Source organism: Shewanella spartinae, assembly GCF_019457555.1.
Classification (GTDB): domain Bacteria; phylum Pseudomonadota; class Gammaproteobacteria; order Enterobacterales; family Shewanellaceae; genus Shewanella; species Shewanella loihica.
This window is the reverse complement of record NZ_CP080418.1, coordinates 816,766-834,005: the sequence shown is the minus strand read 5'-3', so window position 1 is coordinate 834,005 and position 17,240 is coordinate 816,766. Positions and strand designations below refer to the sequence as shown.

General features: G+C 55.4%; 15 protein-coding genes. 1 reads left to right on the top strand and 14 read right to left on the bottom strand.

Annotation, left to right across the window (positions count from 1 at the left end; all coding sequences use genetic code 11):
* Nucleotides 1-17: 17 nt before the first annotated feature.
* The 4 genes from K0I31_RS03730 to K0I31_RS03715 all read right to left on the bottom strand — a co-directional run bounded on the left by K0I31_RS03730 (nucleotide 18) and on the right by K0I31_RS03715 (nucleotide 4,337).
* Nucleotides 18-1,286 carry a diguanylate cyclase domain-containing protein gene (locus tag K0I31_RS03730; RefSeq protein ID WP_220079953.1) on the bottom strand — a complete coding sequence of 423 codons (1,269 nt, stop codon included), beginning with the start codon at nucleotides 1,284-1,286 and terminating at the stop codon, nucleotides 18-20.
* 354 nt (nucleotides 1,287-1,640) lie between these two features.
* Nucleotides 1,641-2,111: a YeeE/YedE family protein gene (locus K0I31_RS03725; protein ID WP_220079952.1), complete on the bottom strand. Its 471-nt coding sequence runs from the start codon at nucleotides 2,109-2,111 to the stop codon at nucleotides 1,641-1,643.
* Between the two features lie 8 nt (nucleotides 2,112-2,119).
* Entirely contained in the window at nucleotides 2,120-2,548 is a 429-nt protein-coding gene (locus K0I31_RS03720) for a YeeE/YedE family protein (RefSeq protein WP_220079951.1), read from the bottom strand.
* An 88-nt stretch (nucleotides 2,549-2,636) separates the two neighbouring features.
* A complete protein-coding gene (locus K0I31_RS03715; protein ID WP_220079950.1) occupies nucleotides 2,637-4,337 on the bottom strand; it encodes an FAD-dependent oxidoreductase in 1,701 nt (566 codons plus the stop codon).
* 248 nt (nucleotides 4,338-4,585) lie between these two features.
* On the opposite strand from K0I31_RS03715, the gene pyrC reads away from it, so the two are divergent.
* Nucleotides 4,586-5,614, top strand: a complete 1,029-nt coding sequence (pyrC, locus tag K0I31_RS03710; RefSeq protein WP_011864534.1) for a dihydroorotase — start codon at nucleotides 4,586-4,588, stop codon at nucleotides 5,612-5,614.
* A gap of 86 nt (nucleotides 5,615-5,700) precedes the next feature.
* On the opposite strand, the gene K0I31_RS03705 is transcribed toward pyrC, so the two are convergent.
* The 10 genes from K0I31_RS03705 to K0I31_RS03660 form a co-directional block, all read right to left on the bottom strand.
* A complete protein-coding gene (locus tag K0I31_RS03705) occupies nucleotides 5,701-7,074 on the bottom strand; it encodes a sensor histidine kinase (protein WP_220079949.1) in 1,374 nt (457 codons plus the stop codon).
* On the bottom strand, nucleotides 7,074-8,558 hold the full coding sequence (locus K0I31_RS03700; RefSeq protein WP_220079948.1) for a sigma-54-dependent transcriptional regulator: 1,485 nt from the start codon (nucleotides 8,556-8,558) through the stop codon (nucleotides 7,074-7,076). Before K0I31_RS03700 ends, K0I31_RS03705 begins: the two co-directional genes overlap by 1 nt.
* 114 nt (nucleotides 8,559-8,672) lie before the next feature.
* A complete protein-coding gene (locus K0I31_RS03695) occupies nucleotides 8,673-9,869 on the bottom strand; it encodes an ABC transporter permease (RefSeq protein ID WP_220079947.1) in 1,197 nt (398 codons plus the stop codon).
* A 10-nt stretch (nucleotides 9,870-9,879) separates the two neighbouring features.
* The gene (locus K0I31_RS03690; RefSeq protein WP_220079946.1) at nucleotides 9,880-11,190 is read right to left on the bottom strand and encodes an ABC transporter permease; all 1,311 of its coding nucleotides are present in this window, start codon (nucleotides 11,188-11,190) and stop codon (nucleotides 9,880-9,882) included.
* An 11-nt stretch (nucleotides 11,191-11,201) separates the two neighbouring features.
* Nucleotides 11,202-11,924: an ABC transporter ATP-binding protein gene (locus K0I31_RS03685; RefSeq protein WP_011864529.1), complete on the bottom strand. Its 723-nt coding sequence runs from the start codon at nucleotides 11,922-11,924 to the stop codon at nucleotides 11,202-11,204.
* A gap of 64 nt (nucleotides 11,925-11,988) precedes the next feature.
* Nucleotides 11,989-12,225, bottom strand: coding sequence for a hypothetical protein (locus K0I31_RS03680; protein ID WP_220044297.1), 237 nt, complete (start codon nucleotides 12,223-12,225; stop codon nucleotides 11,989-11,991).
* Nucleotides 12,226-12,236: 11 nt separating this feature from the next.
* Nucleotides 12,237-13,499, bottom strand: a complete 1,263-nt coding sequence (locus K0I31_RS03675) for an efflux RND transporter periplasmic adaptor subunit (RefSeq protein ID WP_220079945.1) — start codon at nucleotides 13,497-13,499, stop codon at nucleotides 12,237-12,239.
* Between the two features lie 349 nt (nucleotides 13,500-13,848).
* Complete coding sequence (locus K0I31_RS03670) at nucleotides 13,849-14,232, bottom strand: MAPEG family protein (protein WP_220080769.1); 384 nt, start codon at nucleotides 14,230-14,232, stop codon at nucleotides 13,849-13,851.
* Between the two features lie 60 nt (nucleotides 14,233-14,292).
* Nucleotides 14,293-15,117: a cobalamin-binding protein gene (locus tag K0I31_RS03665; protein ID WP_220079944.1), complete on the bottom strand. Its 825-nt coding sequence runs from the start codon at nucleotides 15,115-15,117 to the stop codon at nucleotides 14,293-14,295.
* A gap of 740 nt (nucleotides 15,118-15,857) precedes the next feature.
* Complete coding sequence (locus K0I31_RS03660; RefSeq protein ID WP_220079943.1) at nucleotides 15,858-16,505, bottom strand: hypothetical protein; 648 nt, start codon at nucleotides 16,503-16,505, stop codon at nucleotides 15,858-15,860.
* Between the last annotated feature and the right edge of the window lie 735 nt (nucleotides 16,506-17,240).

The window sequence follows — 17,240 nt, the reverse complement described above, 5'->3', positions numbered from 1 at the left end:
ATAGGGGGTAATCCCCCTTAACGGGCCAGACGGTGGCCGAGATCCATGCGGTGATCCGGCCCCAGATGATATTGGTTATCCCCGCGCCCCTTGGCGATATACATGGCCTGATCGGCCACATGCAGCAGCGCATCCATGTGGCCGGCATGATCCGGATAGATGGCGAAACCTATGCTGGCCGCTATTCCCCTGCCGGTCTGAATAACAGGCTCAGCGAATCGCTCAAACAGCGCCTCGGCCAGACGCGCCGCCTCCTCATCTAACGGCTTATCAGCTGGCCACTGGGGCAATAGCATCACAAACTCGTCGCCGCCGATGCGAGCCACCAGATCCTCTGACCCCTTAAGGCTCTGCAGCCTAGCTGCCGCCGTCATCAAGACGCGATCCCCCACCTGATGCCCCAGGCTATCGTTGATCGCCTTAAACTGATTAAGGTCGATGAAGATAAGCCCCAGGCGACCACCACACTGCGACGCCTCACGAATCGCCTCACTCAGGCGCAGCTCGAGTTGCAGCCGGTTTGGCAGTCCGGTTAAGGGGTCCTGGTGGGCCATCTTTTCGAGCTTATGATGCAGCGCCTTCTCCTGGGTGATATCGCGCACCACGCCCACCATCTTCAGCAGCTGGCCATCGCTATCCTTCACCAGGTTGCCCGTCTCGCGCACCCAGTGCACAGAGCCATCGGGCCAGAGGATGCGATACTCCTCGTCATGGTTCTCGCCGGTGGCGATGCAGCGCGCCTCCCCCGCCTTCACCTTGTCACGGTCCTCGGGATGCACCCTGGAGTAGAAGAACTCATAGCTAGGGGTGACCTCCCCCAGCTTATAACCGAAGATGCCGAAGATGGCATCGGACCAATAGAGGGTGTCTGTGCCCACCTGCCAGTCCCAGGTGCCTATCTTGGCGAAATACTGGCTGTGGTGATAACGGGCGATATCCTGACGAATGTCCTGTTCCAGGTTGTGATGACGCACCAAGAGCAGCAGCCCCCTGGGCTCACAGGCCAGTCGGGTAAAGCTTAAGATCTCAAGGCCTAGGTTCTGGCTAGTGCCAAGCTGACGGTCGGCGAACACCTGCAGCTGCTCGCCGCTAGAATCCTTGAGCCAGAGGCTGAGGGGCAGCCCTGCGAGGTCACTTCCCTCGGCCTTCATCAAGGCTGCGGCCTGGGCGTTATGGGCCAAGATCTTCGCCTGCTCGTCGATAAGGATCAGACCATCCTCGATAGAGTTTTCCAAGGTAGAAAAGTCGACGCCGGGGCGCCTGCGGATAAAGCGCAAAACAAGCATGCATGCCGCAACGGCTATCAGGCCGATAGCCAGGAATATGATGAGGAGGAGCGGAAGCGACATCTCAGCCATGGCGCAGGCCTGACTGAGATAAAATCGCTGAAGAAATAATTAACGGAATCGCTAATGCAAAAGCAAACCGGCTCGCCGCCAGCGTAGCAAAGGGTTGTCGAAACAGAAACGAGTGCATAGCAGCCTCCACCAGGGTAGCTGGCCAGAACTCATGCTAATACTCATGCCGTCACTCGTGTCAGGAATTAAAGCAATAGCCTTATAGATCCAGCCTAACTTCTGCCTACTAGCTAAGCATCAAAGCGTGATACTGCCAAGCACTTTTACATAAAAATAAGCCGCTTAGGCCTCAACCGGCCCTGGCAACCTGCGGGCGATCATTTTGTTTATCAGGCGTCCCAGGTAGGCCCCCAAGACCATGGTCGCCATGAAGGCCAGCGCCATGGGATCCAGGCTCGCCAGATTGACCACGGCAGGCCCGGGGCAGATGCCGAGCATCCCCCAACCCAGACCAAACAGGGCGGCGCCAACGATGAGCGGCCCATCGATGCGGGTCTTGCTAGGCAGATGATATTGGCTGTCCAGCACAGGGCCTTGATTGCGCGCCATTCTGGGTTTTACCCACAGCAGATAGACGGGCAGATAGACCCCAAGGGCGCCGCCCATCACCAGCATCAGGCTAGGGTCCCAATGGCCGTTGACCACGCCACTGATATCTAAGAAGGCAAGCACCTTGGCGGGATCCGCAAGGCCGGAGAGCAGCAGACCGGCACCAAACAGCAGGCCAGAGAGTAAGGCAAATAAGTTACGCATAGCCCCTCCTAGTTCAGCAGCACGGCGGCGATGACACCCACCAGCATGAAGACCAGGGTCGCGGCGATGGAGCGCGGCGACAGACGACCTATGCCGCAGATGCCATGGCCACTGGTACAGCCGTTACCCAGGCTGCAGCCGAGTCCAACCAGTAGCGCCGATAGCAGCAGGGTCGGCGCGGCTATACCAAGCTCACTCAGCACCACTGGTTCGATAGCCAGCCAGGCCTTTAACGGCTCGGCCAGCAGCAGGCCACTGAGCACCAGACCCGCGAGAAAATAGAACTGCCAGCCAAACAGGCCCGAGCCGCGGCGCCACAGGCCGCCAGAAATAATACCGCTGATACCGGCGATGCGGCCGTTAACGACCAGGAGCAGGCTTGCCGCCAAGCCAATCAAGAGACCACCGCACAGGGCGATAGCGAGTGATGAAAACATCGAGTACCTCTTTCATCTGTCGCAAAGGGAAAGAGACGGGGCTATGCGCCCCGCCTATTGATTACTAAATCATTTATCAATAAAGCGTTTACACGCTGGCGAACTTGTAGGTGCGGTAGCCGCCGATCAGGTTACGGGCGCGGTAGCCATTGTTGACCAGCTGACGATAGGCCACGTTGCCCCGCAGACCCACCTGACAGAAGATGATGATCTCCTTATCTTTTGGCAGCTCATGCATGCGATCGCGCAGCTCATCCACGGGAATGTTAACCGCGCCTTCCAGGCCGCCATTCTGCAGCTCGCCAGGGTTACGCACATCCAGCAGCAGCTGATCTTCGCTGAGATTGTCTATCTGGTCGAAATGGATCGGCGTCGCATCGCCCTTGATGATGTTGCTGGCCACAAAGGCCGCCTGATTGATCACATCCTTGGCACTGCCATAGGGCGGCGCGTAGCTAAGCTCCAGGTGCTGTAGCTGCTCGACCGTCATGCCGGCGCGCTGGGCCACCGCCATCACATCGATACGCTTGTCGATACCATCCTTACCCACGGCCTGGGCGCCAAAGATGGTGCCCTTAACCGGGTCAAACAGCAGCTTGAAGGAGACCACCTCGGCGCCAGGATAGTAGCTGGCGTGGCTGGCGGTATGCACGTACACCTTCTCGAAGGCGATACCCGATTGCTTGAGCTGCTTCTCGTTCTTGCCCGTGGCACCCACCGCGAGATCGAACACCTTACAGATCGCCGTACCCTGGGTGCCCTGATACCGCTCCTCGCGGCCAAACATATTGTCGGCCGCCATACGGCCCTGACGGTTCGCCGGGCCCGCCAGCGGCACCAGGCAGGCCTTACCGGTCACAAAGTCTTGCTCTTCGACGGCGTCACCCACGGCGTAGATGGCGGGATCACTGGTCTGCATCATGGCGTTGACCTTGATGCCACCAAGCTCGCCGATGGCTAACCCGGCATCGCGGGCCAGCTGAGTCTCGGGGCGCACGCCGATGGCCATGATTAATAGATCTGTCTCCAGCAGCTCGCCGTTGCTCAGGGTCAGACTCAAGTGCCCCTTGATGTGTTGATGGGCCGTGTCTTCACCGGCGGCGTCACTGGCCACATGGGTCTGCACCTGGTAGCTCACCTCTGACAGGGCCGTACCCAGACGCAGATCTACGCCCTGGTCACGGATTGCCTGATGAGCAAAGCCTGCCATCTCGCGATCCACAGGCGTCATCACCTGATCGGCAAGCTCAAGCAAAGTGGTCTTGATCCCCAGATGATGCAGTGACTCCATCATCTCCAGGCCGATAAAGCCGCCGCCAACCACTGTGGCATGCTCGACATTATTCATCTGGATCGTCTGCAGGATTCTATCCATGTCGGGAATATTGCGCAGGGAATGGGTGAGCGGATTATCCACACCCGGTATCGGCGGCACGATTGGCGCCGCGCCAGGGCTGAGCAGCAGGGTGTCATAACTTTCCTGGTATTCGCTGCCATCGAGCAGTCGTCTGACGGTCACCAACTTGGCGGCGCGATCTATGGCGACCACCTCATGCTTAACCCGCACCTCGACATTGAATCTGGCCTTGAAGCTCTCTGGCGTCTGCAGTACTAAGGCGCTGCGCTGAGCGATCTCACCACTGATATGATAGGGCAGGCCACAGTTGGCAAAGGAGACATACTCGCCGCGCTCAAACATAATGATTTCAGCAGTTTCGCTGAGTCTACGCGCCCTTGCCGCCGCCGATGCGCCACCCGCGACGCCGCCAATGATCAGTATCTTCTTCATCTCAATGCTTCTCCTACTGCACTAAACAGACCTTGGCCGAAAGTGTATTACATTCGCCATTACATGCAAATTCCTTTTATTAGAAAAATCTAAGCGAATGATAAAAACAGTGATCTCGATGGCAAAGTGAGCAAGACTTTATTAAATATTGTCCACCTTTATCCCGAGGATAAAACTCAGTTTGCCCTTTACAGGCCCTGGCCAGCCACATAAGATCCAGCCAGTCCACGCAAAAGAAAGAGTCCTCGATGACCAAATTAACCATTACCCGACCCGACGACTGGCATGTTCACCTACGCGATGGTGACGTGCTGACCGATACCGTAAGAGACACTGGCCGCTACATGGGCCGCGCCATCATCATGCCTAACCTGGTGCCACCGGCCACCAATGTCGACTCGGCACTGGCCTACTACGAGCGCATCAAGGCGGTCTGCACCACCAACTTCGAGCCGCTGATGGTGCTCTACCTCACCGACAACACCACGGCCGAGGATATCCGCGCCGCCAAGGCGTCGGGCAAGGTGGTGGCCGCCAAGCTATACCCTGCGGGCGCGACCACTAACTCAGACTCGGGCGTCACTGATGTGAAGAACATCTACCCTGTGCTGGAAGCGATGCAGGAAGTGGGCATGCTCTTCCTGGTACACGGCGAGGTGACAGATTCGAGCATCGACATCTTCGATCGCGAGGCCACCTTCATCAACAACACCCTCAAGCAGGTGGTTGCCGACTTCCCGTCACTCAAGATAGTGCTGGAACATATCACCACCAAAGATGCGGTGGATTTCGTCATGGGCGCCTCCGACAACGTGGCCGCCACCATCACGGCCCATCACCTGCTCTACAACCGTAACCATATGCTGGCCGGTGGTATTCGTCCGCACTTCTACTGTCTGCCTATCCTGAAGCGCAACACCCATCAGCAGGCTCTGCTGGCGGCGGCCGCCAGTGGCAGCAAGAAGTTCTTCCTGGGCACAGATTCGGCGCCCCACGCCAAGGACCGTAAAGAGGCCGCCTGTGGCTGCGCCGGTTCTTACACGGCTCACGCCGCCATCGAGCTCTACGCCGAGGCGTTCGAATCGGTGGGCGCTTTAGACAAATTAGAGGCCTTCGCCAGCTTCAACGGCCCAGACTTCTACGGTCTGCCGCGCAACACAGACAGCATCACACTAGTGAAACGCAGCTGGGAGGTGCCCGCCACCTATCCGCTGGGCGACACAGGTGTAGTGCCGATCCGCGCCGGTGAAACCATCGACTGGCAGGTAGAAGACTAACAGCGTTAGTAAACGGCTTTGCCAGATAAAAAACACCGCCAATTGGCGGTGTTTTTGTCTCTAAGATTCTTGTTTAAGCAGCTTGTTTAGGCGCTTGCCTGCCCGAGCTGCTGAGCCAGATCATAGGGCAGCCAGATCCGTACCAGCAGCCCCTTGTGCTCGCGATTGTGCAGACTGATGCGGCCGTCGTGGGCTTCGATGATCTCCCTACACAATGGCAGGCCAAGGCCGGTACCCGACTGCTTGGTGGAGTAGAAAGGCAGCAGCGCCTGGGTCAATACCTCCGGCGACATGCCGCTACCCTCATCGGTTATCTCGATAGTCACCCCGTCGCTGCCATCGGCCAGGCCTTGCTCCCTGACGCTTAGGCTTACCGACTCCTCGGGCGAGCCCGACTCATGGGCGTTCTTGAGTAGATTCAGCAGCACCTGCTCCAGCTGAATCAGGTCGAAATAACCGCTGCGTAGTGGCAGCTCCCCCACCAGACTGAAACGGAAATACTCGGCCAGCTGAGTCACCAACTTGTGCCAATCCACCTCGCTCTTCTTGGGCAGGGGCAACTTGGCGAAGCGAGCATAATTGAAGATAAACTGGCTCAGGTGGCTAGTCCTGTCCTCTATGGTGTCGAAGATAAGCTTAAGCTTAGGGTCATCCAACGGCTCGGTGAGCTTGCGGCCCGAGTTGACCATAGAAGCGATGGGCGCCACCGAGTTGTTAAGCTCGTGGCTGATGATGCGGATCACCTTCTTCCATACCGCCACCTCCTGACGGTTCAGCTCACGGGTCATCTGCTTGAGCAGAATGAGATGGTGATACTGACCGTTGAGCAGGAAGCGTCCACGGGAGAGATGCCAGGTTTCATCTTCACCGCCCTCTTCCACACTCGCCAGGGTAAACAGCCCGCCCTTGGGATTGTTGACCGCGCCGGCCAGCTCCTCGCTGACGCCGTCCAGCAACTCATCTAACATGCTGCCCTCGATACGCGCCCCCTGGGCAAACAGGTGGCGCGCGGCGTCATTGGCGTAGATGATGCGCTGGCGATCGTCCAGCAGCACCATGACGTTAGGCGAGCTCTGGATCACCTTATCCAGCAGCAGCTCACGCTGATAGATATACTGACGCTCGCGGCGCAGCACGGCCGCCGACTCGTTAAACAGGCTGGCCAGCGCCTTAAGCTGGCTGTCCCCCGTCACAGGAATGTTCACACTGAAATCATTGTCTTTGATGTTGAGCAGCCCAACCTCCAGGGCCTTGAGGCTGGTCGACAGCCCTCGGGTGAGCCAGCGGCTGAGCAGCCAGGCAAAGCCGCCGGACAGCAGCAGGCAGGCGACTATCAGCTCAGGCGCCACCTCCTGATACAGCTCTGGCGCCAGCATCTTGAGTAGCAGGATAAACAGGGCAAGGGCCAGCTGACTGACAATCACATTGCCCCAGATGAGCTTAGTGCGCAGCGTCGGCATTATTTCTCGATCCCAAATTTTTCCATGCGGCGATAGAGCGCCTGACGGCTCAGCCCCAGGGACTTGGCCACCCGGGCGATCACCCCATTATGCTCCGCCAGCGCCAGCTCGATATCGGCCCCGGTAGGCTCGTAGGCTTGAGACCTGTTAACTTCCTGGGACTCGGCGGGAGTCGAGACTTGCGCCCCCCCGACCTGTTGCAGAGACTCTTGCTGAGCCGGTTGCTGAGCTGGAATCTGCTGCGCAATGACCGAACTCGGCGTGGACTCAGAGGCGGTGGCTGACGCGCCGCTCACAGGATTTAAACCACTCACAGGCTTTAAACCAAAATCGGCCATGGTCAGCGTGGGGCTGGCGGCCAGGATCACCGCCCGCTTACAGGCGTTCTCCAGCTCGCGCACATTGCCCGGCCAAGGGTAGCCGACCAGCGCCTGCTGGGTCGGCTTACTCAGGCTAAAGTCCTGACCGATGAAGTGATTCACCAGGGGCAGGATATCGTCCTGGCGCTGATTGAGAGGCGGCAAGGCCAGCTCGATCACATTGAGGCGATAGAAGAGATCCTCGCGGAAACGACCGCTGGCGATATCCTCGGCAAGATCCGCATTGGTGGCGCTGATCACCCGCACCTTGACCTTACGGGTCTGATGGCTGCCCAGACGCTCGAACTCGCCGGTCTGCAACACCCGCAGCAGCTTCACCTGACCCGACAGCGGCAGGTTGCCTATCTCGTCGAGAAACAGGGTGCCACCGTCGGCTGCCTCGAAGCGGCCGATGCGCGCCTTGTTGGCCCCGGTAAAGGCGCCCGCCTCGGCGCCAAACAGCTCTGCCTCCAGCAGCTCCATCGGCAGTGCGCCGATATTCACCTTGATGAAGGGCTTATGTTTGAGGGGGGAGTTGGCGTGCAGTATGTCCGCCAGCTTGTCCTTACCGGCGCCGTTGGGGCCGGTGATCAACACAGATACGTCGGACTTGGCTATCTGCAGCGCCAGATCGATACAGCGCTGCATGGCGCCGCTGCCGAAGACGATGCCGCACAGATCGGCATCCTTGATCGCCGACATCCGCTCATGCTCGGAGCGCGCCAGCTGCGAATTCTGCCGCGACAGGGCGTGGAGCGATATCAAGTTGTTGACGCTGTTGAGCAGCTTATCGTCGTCCCAGGGCTTGCCCATGTAGTCGGCGGCCCCCTCCTTCACCAGCTCCACCGCCAGCTCCAGCTGAGTCCAGGCGGTCAGGAGTATGATGGGTAGCTGGGGCTGGCAGGCACGGATATCGTAGAACAGGCGCTTGCCCTCCTCGCCCGAGGTGGTGTCCTGGGTGAAGTTCATGTCCTGGATCACCAGGGCGATCTCCTGCTCGGCCACCAGGCCCAGTGCGTCCTCCGGGGAGAAACAAGTTAGGGTCTTAAATCCATTGAGTTCGAGCATCAGGGAGAGCGCGCTGCATACTGCCTGATTGTCGTCGACGATGAGAATCGTATCCATATATTCTTATTAACTTTTTACTTGCAGAGCAACAAACTAACCGAAAGCGCCGCCGATGAAAAGGGCAAACGCTTTCGGTGTCTCTTGTTTAGCGCCGTGAGTTAAAGACTAGGCTTAGACGCTGCGGGTCGCCATGGCCGGCGAGATGTTCGCCGCCTTGCGCGCCGGCAGTACCACGGCCACTGTGGTCACCAGCATCATGCCCACTACCGTCATGAGCGGGTAGAGCAGGTTGAGCTGCGGCAGATCATAGTACTTCATCAGCTGCTGCCCCAGCAGCACCGCCAGGCTGGCCCCTAATACGCCACCCGAGAGACAGATGAGGTAGTTCTCCACCAGGAAGAGGCTGAGGATATCCCCCTTGGTCGCTCCCAGGGCGCGGCGAGTACCTATCTGCTTGGTACGGCGCTGGATATTGAACATCACCATACCTGTCAGGCCCAGGCTAGTGATCAACAGCAGCAGGACCACCATCATGGAGAGCACGGTTATCATCAGCTCGTGATCCCGGTAGGAGCGCTTTTTCACCTCGGCGACAGACTGGAAGTCATCGATCACCCGGTTAGGGTTCTCCTTCATCAAGGCCTTGGTGATGGCATCTTGCAACGCCTTGTGCTGACCCACTTCGGCGCGCACCATGTAGGTATATCCCGCAAAATCGACATTATGGATCACACTGTATTCCAGCTCATCGCTGTCGACCCAGGCGCCCTGAAACTTCTCCACCACGCCTATCACCTCAAGCTGCTCATCATCCACATAGAGCAACTTGCCGATGGCCGACTCACCCGGCCATACAGCCTCACCAAACGCCTTGGAGATGATCGCCAGTTTACCGGGATCGTTAACACTCTTATTGATCTCATCGGCATAGAAGTTGCGTCCCTCGATGAGCTTGAGCCCAAGCGTCTTAACGGTATGCTCTGTGCCCAGGTACATGGCAAACTGAGGTGTCGACTTGGCTGTCTCAGGATCCGGCCCCAGGTTAAGGGTACTCGACCAACCACTGCCGCTCAGGGGCAACATGTTGGTAGAGGTGGCCGCCTGCACGTTAGGCAAACCGCGCAGGATCTGCTGATCTATCTTGTTCTGCTGCTCGATATCTATGCTGGGATCGAAGTTAAACACACTAAAGGTCAACACCTCCTCTTCATTAATCCCTGAGTCACGCTGCATCAGCTCGAGACGCTCATGGATGATGAAACTGGCGTTGGCGACTATGGCCACCGACAGGATAATCTGCACCAGTAGCAATACCGGGCCACTCTTACTGCGGAGCAAGCTGCTAAAAATTGGTTTAATGTTAAGCATTTTCAATCCCTTATTGGCTCTTCAAGTAGACACTTGGTTTAGTGCGACACACCACCCAGGCAGGATAGAGTCCGGCCAGCAGTGCGGTGCCCACGGCAATGGTTGGGGTGATCAACCACATGCTCATCGAGAGATGGGTCAGTCCCTCGGAGACGCCGAAGCGTGCCGACAGGGCGTAGAGGGCGCCCCAGGCCCATAGCAGTCCCACCAGGCCACCAAACAGGCCGATGACGCCCACTTCCACCATGTACTGAGAGAAGATCTGTCCCCGGCTGGCCCCGATGGCACGTCTGACACCCACCTCGGGCGCACGCTTGAGAAACTTGGTCAGCATCAGGCCGAGAATATTGATCAGGCAGACGCTGAGGAACAAGGCGCTCAGTCCCACCAGAATCTTGTTATCTTCAGGCACCACATGGCTGCGCTCCAACCAGCCGGCGACATCAGACATGAGCACTGAATCCACAGGTGACTTGTTATCGGTGAAACGGCCCAACTCCTTCTGCTGCTCCACATAGTTGGCCAGATAGCTCTTGTAGGCGGCGCGATCTTCACTCGTTGGCAGATAGGTCCAGTACTCCAACCACACCTTCTCCGAATTCAACCTGTCCTGATAGTTGTTCATCGGCTCATGTTTCCAACCCGACGAGTTGCCCCAGACGCTAAACTCTTCGTTTGCCGCCAGCGAAAATGGAATATAGATCTGCTCCGATTTGGCGAAGGCGCCACTGGTCGGATCGTAATACTTAGGCTGAGGATTCCAGTCGCCGATCACACCCACCACCTGATAGGGCTTACGGTTGAGGTAGATGGTCTTGCCCACACTATTCTCGCCGCCAAACAGCTTCTGGTTAAGCTTCTCGCCGATCACCGCCTGATAGGCAGGGTCGAGATCCACCGCCTTGTCCCAGCGATTGCCAAAGACAAAGGGCACCTCAAACATCTTGAAGAAGTCGCCATCCGTTACCCTGATACCCTGCAACCTTGGCAACACCTCAGGATCGTCTGTCTGCACCGCCATGCCGCTACGGAACATGGCCGCCTGGGCCTTAGCCACATTGCCCTTACGCAGGTTCATCGCATCTTGATAGGTGACCAGGCGATGAAAGTCGTCCCAGGAATCCGGGCCCTGTGACCAGAGCTGAATCGCGTTGAGCTGCTCGGAGCGCTCACCGGCCGGGTTATAGGCCATCATGCTGTAGACGTTCAGCGTAGTGATGGTGATGCCTATCCCCACAGAGATGGCCAGCACCATGAGCAGCGACAGAATCGGCGTCTTGCGTATGCTGCGCCAGGCGAGATCGACGTAATATAGAAACATGCTTGCTCTCCTTAGCTGGCCACTTTTTCGGCCGTATCGACCAGGTGCGACTGACCGCCCTGGTACAGGGTGAAGTCACACACCTGACCGTCGACGATCTGAATGTTGCGCTGGGCGCGGCGCGCCAATTCGGGATCGTGAGTCACCATGATGATGGTGGTGCCCGCCTTGTTGATCTCTTCTAAAAGCTCCATCACCTGACGAGCCATCAGGCTGTCCAAGTTACCTGTTGGCTCGTCGGCGAGGAGAAATCTTGGTTCGCCAGCCAGGGCGCGGGCAATCGCCACACGCTGCTGCTGACCACCGGAAAGCTGCGATGGTAGATGCTTCATACGTGCCCCCAAGCCCACTTGCTCCAGCGCGGCCTTCACGCGGCGCTGACGCTCCTTGGCGTTGAAGCCGCGATAGCGCAGTGGCACCTCGACATTCTCCGCCAGGTTAAGGTCAGGGATCAGGTTAAAGCCCTGAAAGATGAAGCCTATCTTCTCGTTGCGAATGGCGGCCGCCTTGTTATCGCTCAGGTTGGAGATGTTGACATCGTCCAGATGATATTCGCCGTTAGTAAAGCCCTCTAACAGGCCGGCGATGTTGAGAAAGGTGGTCTTGCCCGAACCAGACGGCCCGGTGACGGCGACAAACTCACCTTCCTTAACCTCGAGATTGAAATCCCGTAACGCATGGGTTTCCACCAAATCCGTTTTAAACACCTTGTTGATATTTTTCATCGTTAACATGGGTTGTTTCCTTTGTTTTTGTATCGCGTTATTCAGTTTGTTATTGCGCCTATGCCCGGACGAACTAGGACAATCGGGCCAATAACCATTGAGTTAAATCACCGCCAACTCTGGCGACGTCGGGAAGTTGGTTACTATCGACCGGCTGCCCGTGCATGCCGGTCGCTTCTAATATGTTGAGCCCGAGCAGAAACCAGTCTGAGGCATCCTGGGTATAGACCTGAGTCGCCACCAGCAGGAGCAGTAAGGCCAGTCCTGCGACCACTCGTTCTGGATGTAGCTTTATCATCAGGGTCTTCATCGCTTCGCTCCTTAGCGGATCAATACTTGTTCGGCATTCTTAAAGGCGTCGGTAGAGGAGATGATCCACTGGTCGCCGACCTCACCGCCCGAGACCACCTCTATGTGGCTCATGCTGCGGGCACCCAGTTGGATCTCGGTGCGCTCGGCCAGGTCGTTCTTGACGGCATAGACCAGGGTGCCGCCGCCACTGTTGACGAAGGGACCACGCTTGACCATGAGCACGTCGGGACGATTTTCCAATAGGACGCGGGCAGACAAACGCTGGTTCTGACGCAGGTGCAGGGCAGCTTGCTGCTCGAAGCGCACTCGGGTAGTCACCTCACGGTTACGCACCTCGGGAGAGATGGCCGACAGCTTGCCCATCACCAGCTGGCCACCGAAGTTAAGCTCGACATCCATGCCAATCCCCAGCTCGTCGGCGTAGGATTCAGGCACCGCCAGCTCGGCCTCGAAAGCGCTGAGATCCACCACGGTCAATATGGGCTGGCTCTGGCCGATACGGGCCTTCTGCTCCGTCAACCAGTTACCTATGATGCCGCCGACGGGGGCCGTGATGTTCAGCGCCGCCACCTGACGTTCAAGCTCGGCGACCACCAGGGCCTGACGATCCACCTCTGAGGCCTTGTTTTTCAGCTCAAAACTCAAGGTATCTTTCATCAGCTCGGCTTCCTGCAGGGCGTGAGCGTAGAGCAGCTTGGCCTTGTGCAGCTCATCCTTGCTCTTCTCATAATCTATCTTAGAGATCAGGCTAGACTCGATCAGCTGGTCGCCACGGCGACTCTCGCGATCCGCCGCCTCGAGATCCACCTTAGCCATGTCCAGGGTCTGTATCGCCTTAAGCTGATCGCGGCGGGCGTCGAGACGGGCACGCTCCAGGCTGCTCTGCATCCCTTCCAGCAGCGCCTGTTGCTGCTTGAGGTTGTTGGTCAGGCTGTGGCTCTCTATGGTGGCGACCACCTGGCCCTGCTCCACCTTGTCACCCGGGTTGGCGATTAGGGTCACTGTGCCCTTCTCTGGGGCGTAGAGGATAGGGGCGTTGGCGGCGACTATCTTGCCGGTAGAGGCGATATCACGCACTAAGGTACCGCGTTCCAAAGTGGCAAAACGCAGCTCGCTACGGTCGATAGACTCGCTCACGCTGCTGCCACTGACGCTGGCCCACACCAGACCAGAAACCAGGAGAACGCCTGCGCCGATAGTGACAGGCCATTTGATGCGACGTCCCAGGCTGGGGGCAACTTGCTTATCTTGTGCGCTGGTATCTTTAATCATTGTTTATCCCTAACAGTGTCCGTTACTCGACCGAGTCGATTTCTGCCCATTAGGATTACAATTGCCGTGCCAACTTTTATATTCACTAATTTTCAATGACTTAAATAAGGATGTCCGCTAAGCATTCCATGAAAGTGTCCGCGGACACCCGCAAAAGTGTCCGGTCATTTTCCCCGAGTGTCCGCATATGAGGAAAGCCGGACACGTGAAAAAGTACGGACACTGGAGAAAGCCGGATAGAGCGTTAAAACGCTTGAAAGATTAGCGAGCTAGTAAGCGTCAGCCCCAACCACAGAGGGTAAAGAGCTGCGCTCATGTCGAACCCACTGAGTGGGCATTGAGGAAGGAGTTAAAACGCCCGGGCGAAGATGGCGAAGGCGGCGATAATGGCCACAAACCAGGAAAGGGAACGCAGGGTGCTCTTATCCAGCAGGTAGAGGAGATGATAGGCACATCTTGCCAGCACATGCACCAGGGCTAACAGACCGACAGTGTCGTCGACCTTGTCGCGTGCAATCACGGTCAGCGCCGCCACGGCGAAGACCAGCAGGGACTCGAAGGCGTTCTGGTGGGCCGCCAAGGCGCGGGCGCCGAAGCCGGTCAGCTGCGCCTGCTGAGTTCTGGGATAGGCATTGTCATAGCCACCCTGCTTTGCCATCGCCATGGCCACGGGCACCTTGGCCAGGTAGGGAAGCAACATGGCAAAGAGTAGGCAGGCCAGTAGCATAGTCATCATTTATCTCCTTATTGTTTAGCGCATTGTTTTAGCTTTAGTTTTAATTTTAGTTTGTGTTTATCTCGCCTTGTCCAAGGCCTTACACAAAGATTCAATCCCTAAGATGGCCCTTGGAGTCGCCCGATGCAAGAGGTCGGCATCCAGTTGATAGATGTGGCGCTGCTTCACCGCCGGGATCTCCTGCCAGGCAGACCAGTCGATGCCGCGCACATTACCCTCGTCCTGACTCTGCAATATCACCTGAGGTTGCTTGAGCAGCACAGCCTCCAGGCTCACCTGGGGATACTCGTTCCCCGCGTCGCTAAACACATTCTCGCCGTGGCAGACCTGGATGATCTGCTCTATCCAACTACCCTCGGCCACCGTCATCAGGGGCACAGACCAGAGCTGATAGAAGACCCGCACCGGCGCCTTGGCCCGATTTTCCTTGCTGAGCGCCTTGAGGCCGATAAGATACTGCTCGGCCACCCGCTCCGCTTCGCGCTCCTTGCCGGTCAGCTTGCCCAGCGCCAGCAGATCGTCTGCCACCGCCTCCAACGTCTTAGGGTCGCTGTTATAGATGGGATAACCCAGCTGGGTCAGGCGCTCGATATCCTCGCGCTTGTTGCCGCCGCCCCAGATGACAATCAGATCCGGGTCGAGCTCGATAACTTTCTCTATCTGTATGCCGTAGTAGCCGCCGATCCGCGGGATCGCCTTGGCCGCATCGGGAAAATCGGCATGATCTGTGGTCGCGACCACACTCTCCCCCGCCCCTATGCTAAACAGCATCTCCACCCCATGGGGTGACAGGGCGATGATCCGCTTCGCAGGCGCCGCCTTAAGCCCAGGCACACACAGCAACAAGGACAACAACAGCCACAGCTTAACCCTTATCTTCATTCTTTCTTCTTTCCTTATATTACAAATATCGAGATACCTGAGCGGACTGCGCATTTTTCTAACAAAGGCAGCTCAGCCGTCAAATAATGATTCTAAGGTTTTAGCCCTCTTTCCCCTTCACACTCTTCAAATTCCATTGCTGAGTCAAAATATACAGAGTACAGTACATCACCTTCACTTAACTTCACCTCATATTTACTCACGCCATCCACACTGCTTTGATAGACATAAACCCCAAAAACATTAATATCTTCATAAAACGTCCTGGATTTCTTTAAACAGCGACTCCTGAACTCTCCACTTAAAACCTTATCTTTTAGAAAAAAACAAAACCCAATACTTTAGCATCCACATAAAAATATTCGACACCATATCATTTAGAGTAACGAATATAATCAGAACACTGTATACCGTCACCTCTACCAACATATGCGTGTCGACTCAAAATATATGTTATTCCCAAAATCTCACATCTACTTTCAAACTTAACGCAGTAATTATCAAATACTAATTCCGGTTCTTCAACATAGACAATATTTTCTGTCAAATCCCTCATATCACACTTGAAAGCATCTTTTTTTTCATACATAAATCATGAACATTTTCCAAGAACGGATTTCTATCATTCAATTCAACTGCTGTGACGAACGATGACAAAAGCAATACTGTAAACAGAAGATATTTCACAAAGATTTCTCCAGTAGTTAGGTATTAACTATGAGTATCTATGTAATACTAATCTAAAATTCATTGAGCTTATACTTATCTCGTAATTCATATAGGGTCATAAAACTTTCCTGTTTTCTTTCATCTAAAGGTAAGACTACACAATCTTCTCGAATGCAACTCCCAACGGCATTAACGCCTCCCCCTAAATAAACAGCCTTAAATGAATTGATATCAGTAAGCATGTAGAATAATTCAGGTGTTGTATCGCAAAACGCACCTAACATACCAATGAAAATTTGTGATTTATTTTCAAGCTCTTTTTCTTTTGATTCGTCAAACCAGAAGGAACAATCCATGCTAAATGTTCTCAATGGAATACCAGCATTTGAATACACCGACAAATAATTATCTGCTTGACTATGCGTTGACATACCAATGAGATAGTCCCCATTTGTAGTCCAAGTCAATGCGAGAAACCTTGGTGAGCTTTCTTGATAAAAAGGAGTAAGACCTAAACTATTACCATCATATAGTTCAAGATATGAGACATCTTTTAATTCATTTATATCCTTATCATAATATCTATAGTGGCTATGTAGCGCGAGACGATCTTGGCTCTTGGCGTATACTGAGACCTTACCGTGATAATCGAGTAATTGACCAGCCTGAGAAACAAAGGTCGCGAGGGATATTAATAGTGCAACAAATTTTATCTTCATCTCACCCCTAACTCCCTCGGATAATTTATTTAGCGTTTTATAAGACTTGCTCACTTTAACATTTGATAGCTAACCAGGTTAATAAAAATTTTCTCATATATAGAGACAAGTAACTCATCATCTCAGTCTTTAAGCTACAGCAGGCTAAATCACATACATGATCATGTAACTGGCAGTAGAAATGAAGACAATACCGCCACCGTGGTGAGCTCGAAGGAAATCCACTCGCCCATTTCAATCTGTTTGCTTCTGTGGCTAAGCCGTCAAGCTGGCTCAGCCCATGAGCATACATGAGTATGTGATTGGGTGAGCCGGCGCAGACAATATCGCCACAGGAGCAATCAAGCAGAAAGCCAAATTGCGCCATGAAGCCCATATCCTTCATTTCAAACTGTTTGTTTCTTTGGCTAAGCCGTCAAGCTGGCTCAGCCCATGAGCATACATGAGTATGTGATTGGGTGAGCCGGCGCAGACAATACCGCCACAGGAGCAAACAGGCAGAAATCCAAGTTGCGTCATGAAGCCCATATCCTTCATTTCAAACGGTTTGCTTCTGTGGCTAAGCCGTCAAGCTGGCTCAGTCCATGAGCATACATGAGTATGTGATTGGGTGAGTCAGCGCAGACAATACCGCCACAGGAGCAAACAGGAAGAAATCTAAATTGCGTCATGAAGTGCTCCAGTGCAAGGCGCCCCGCAATGAACGGCGAAGACATACCTATAGGTAGGCGAGCC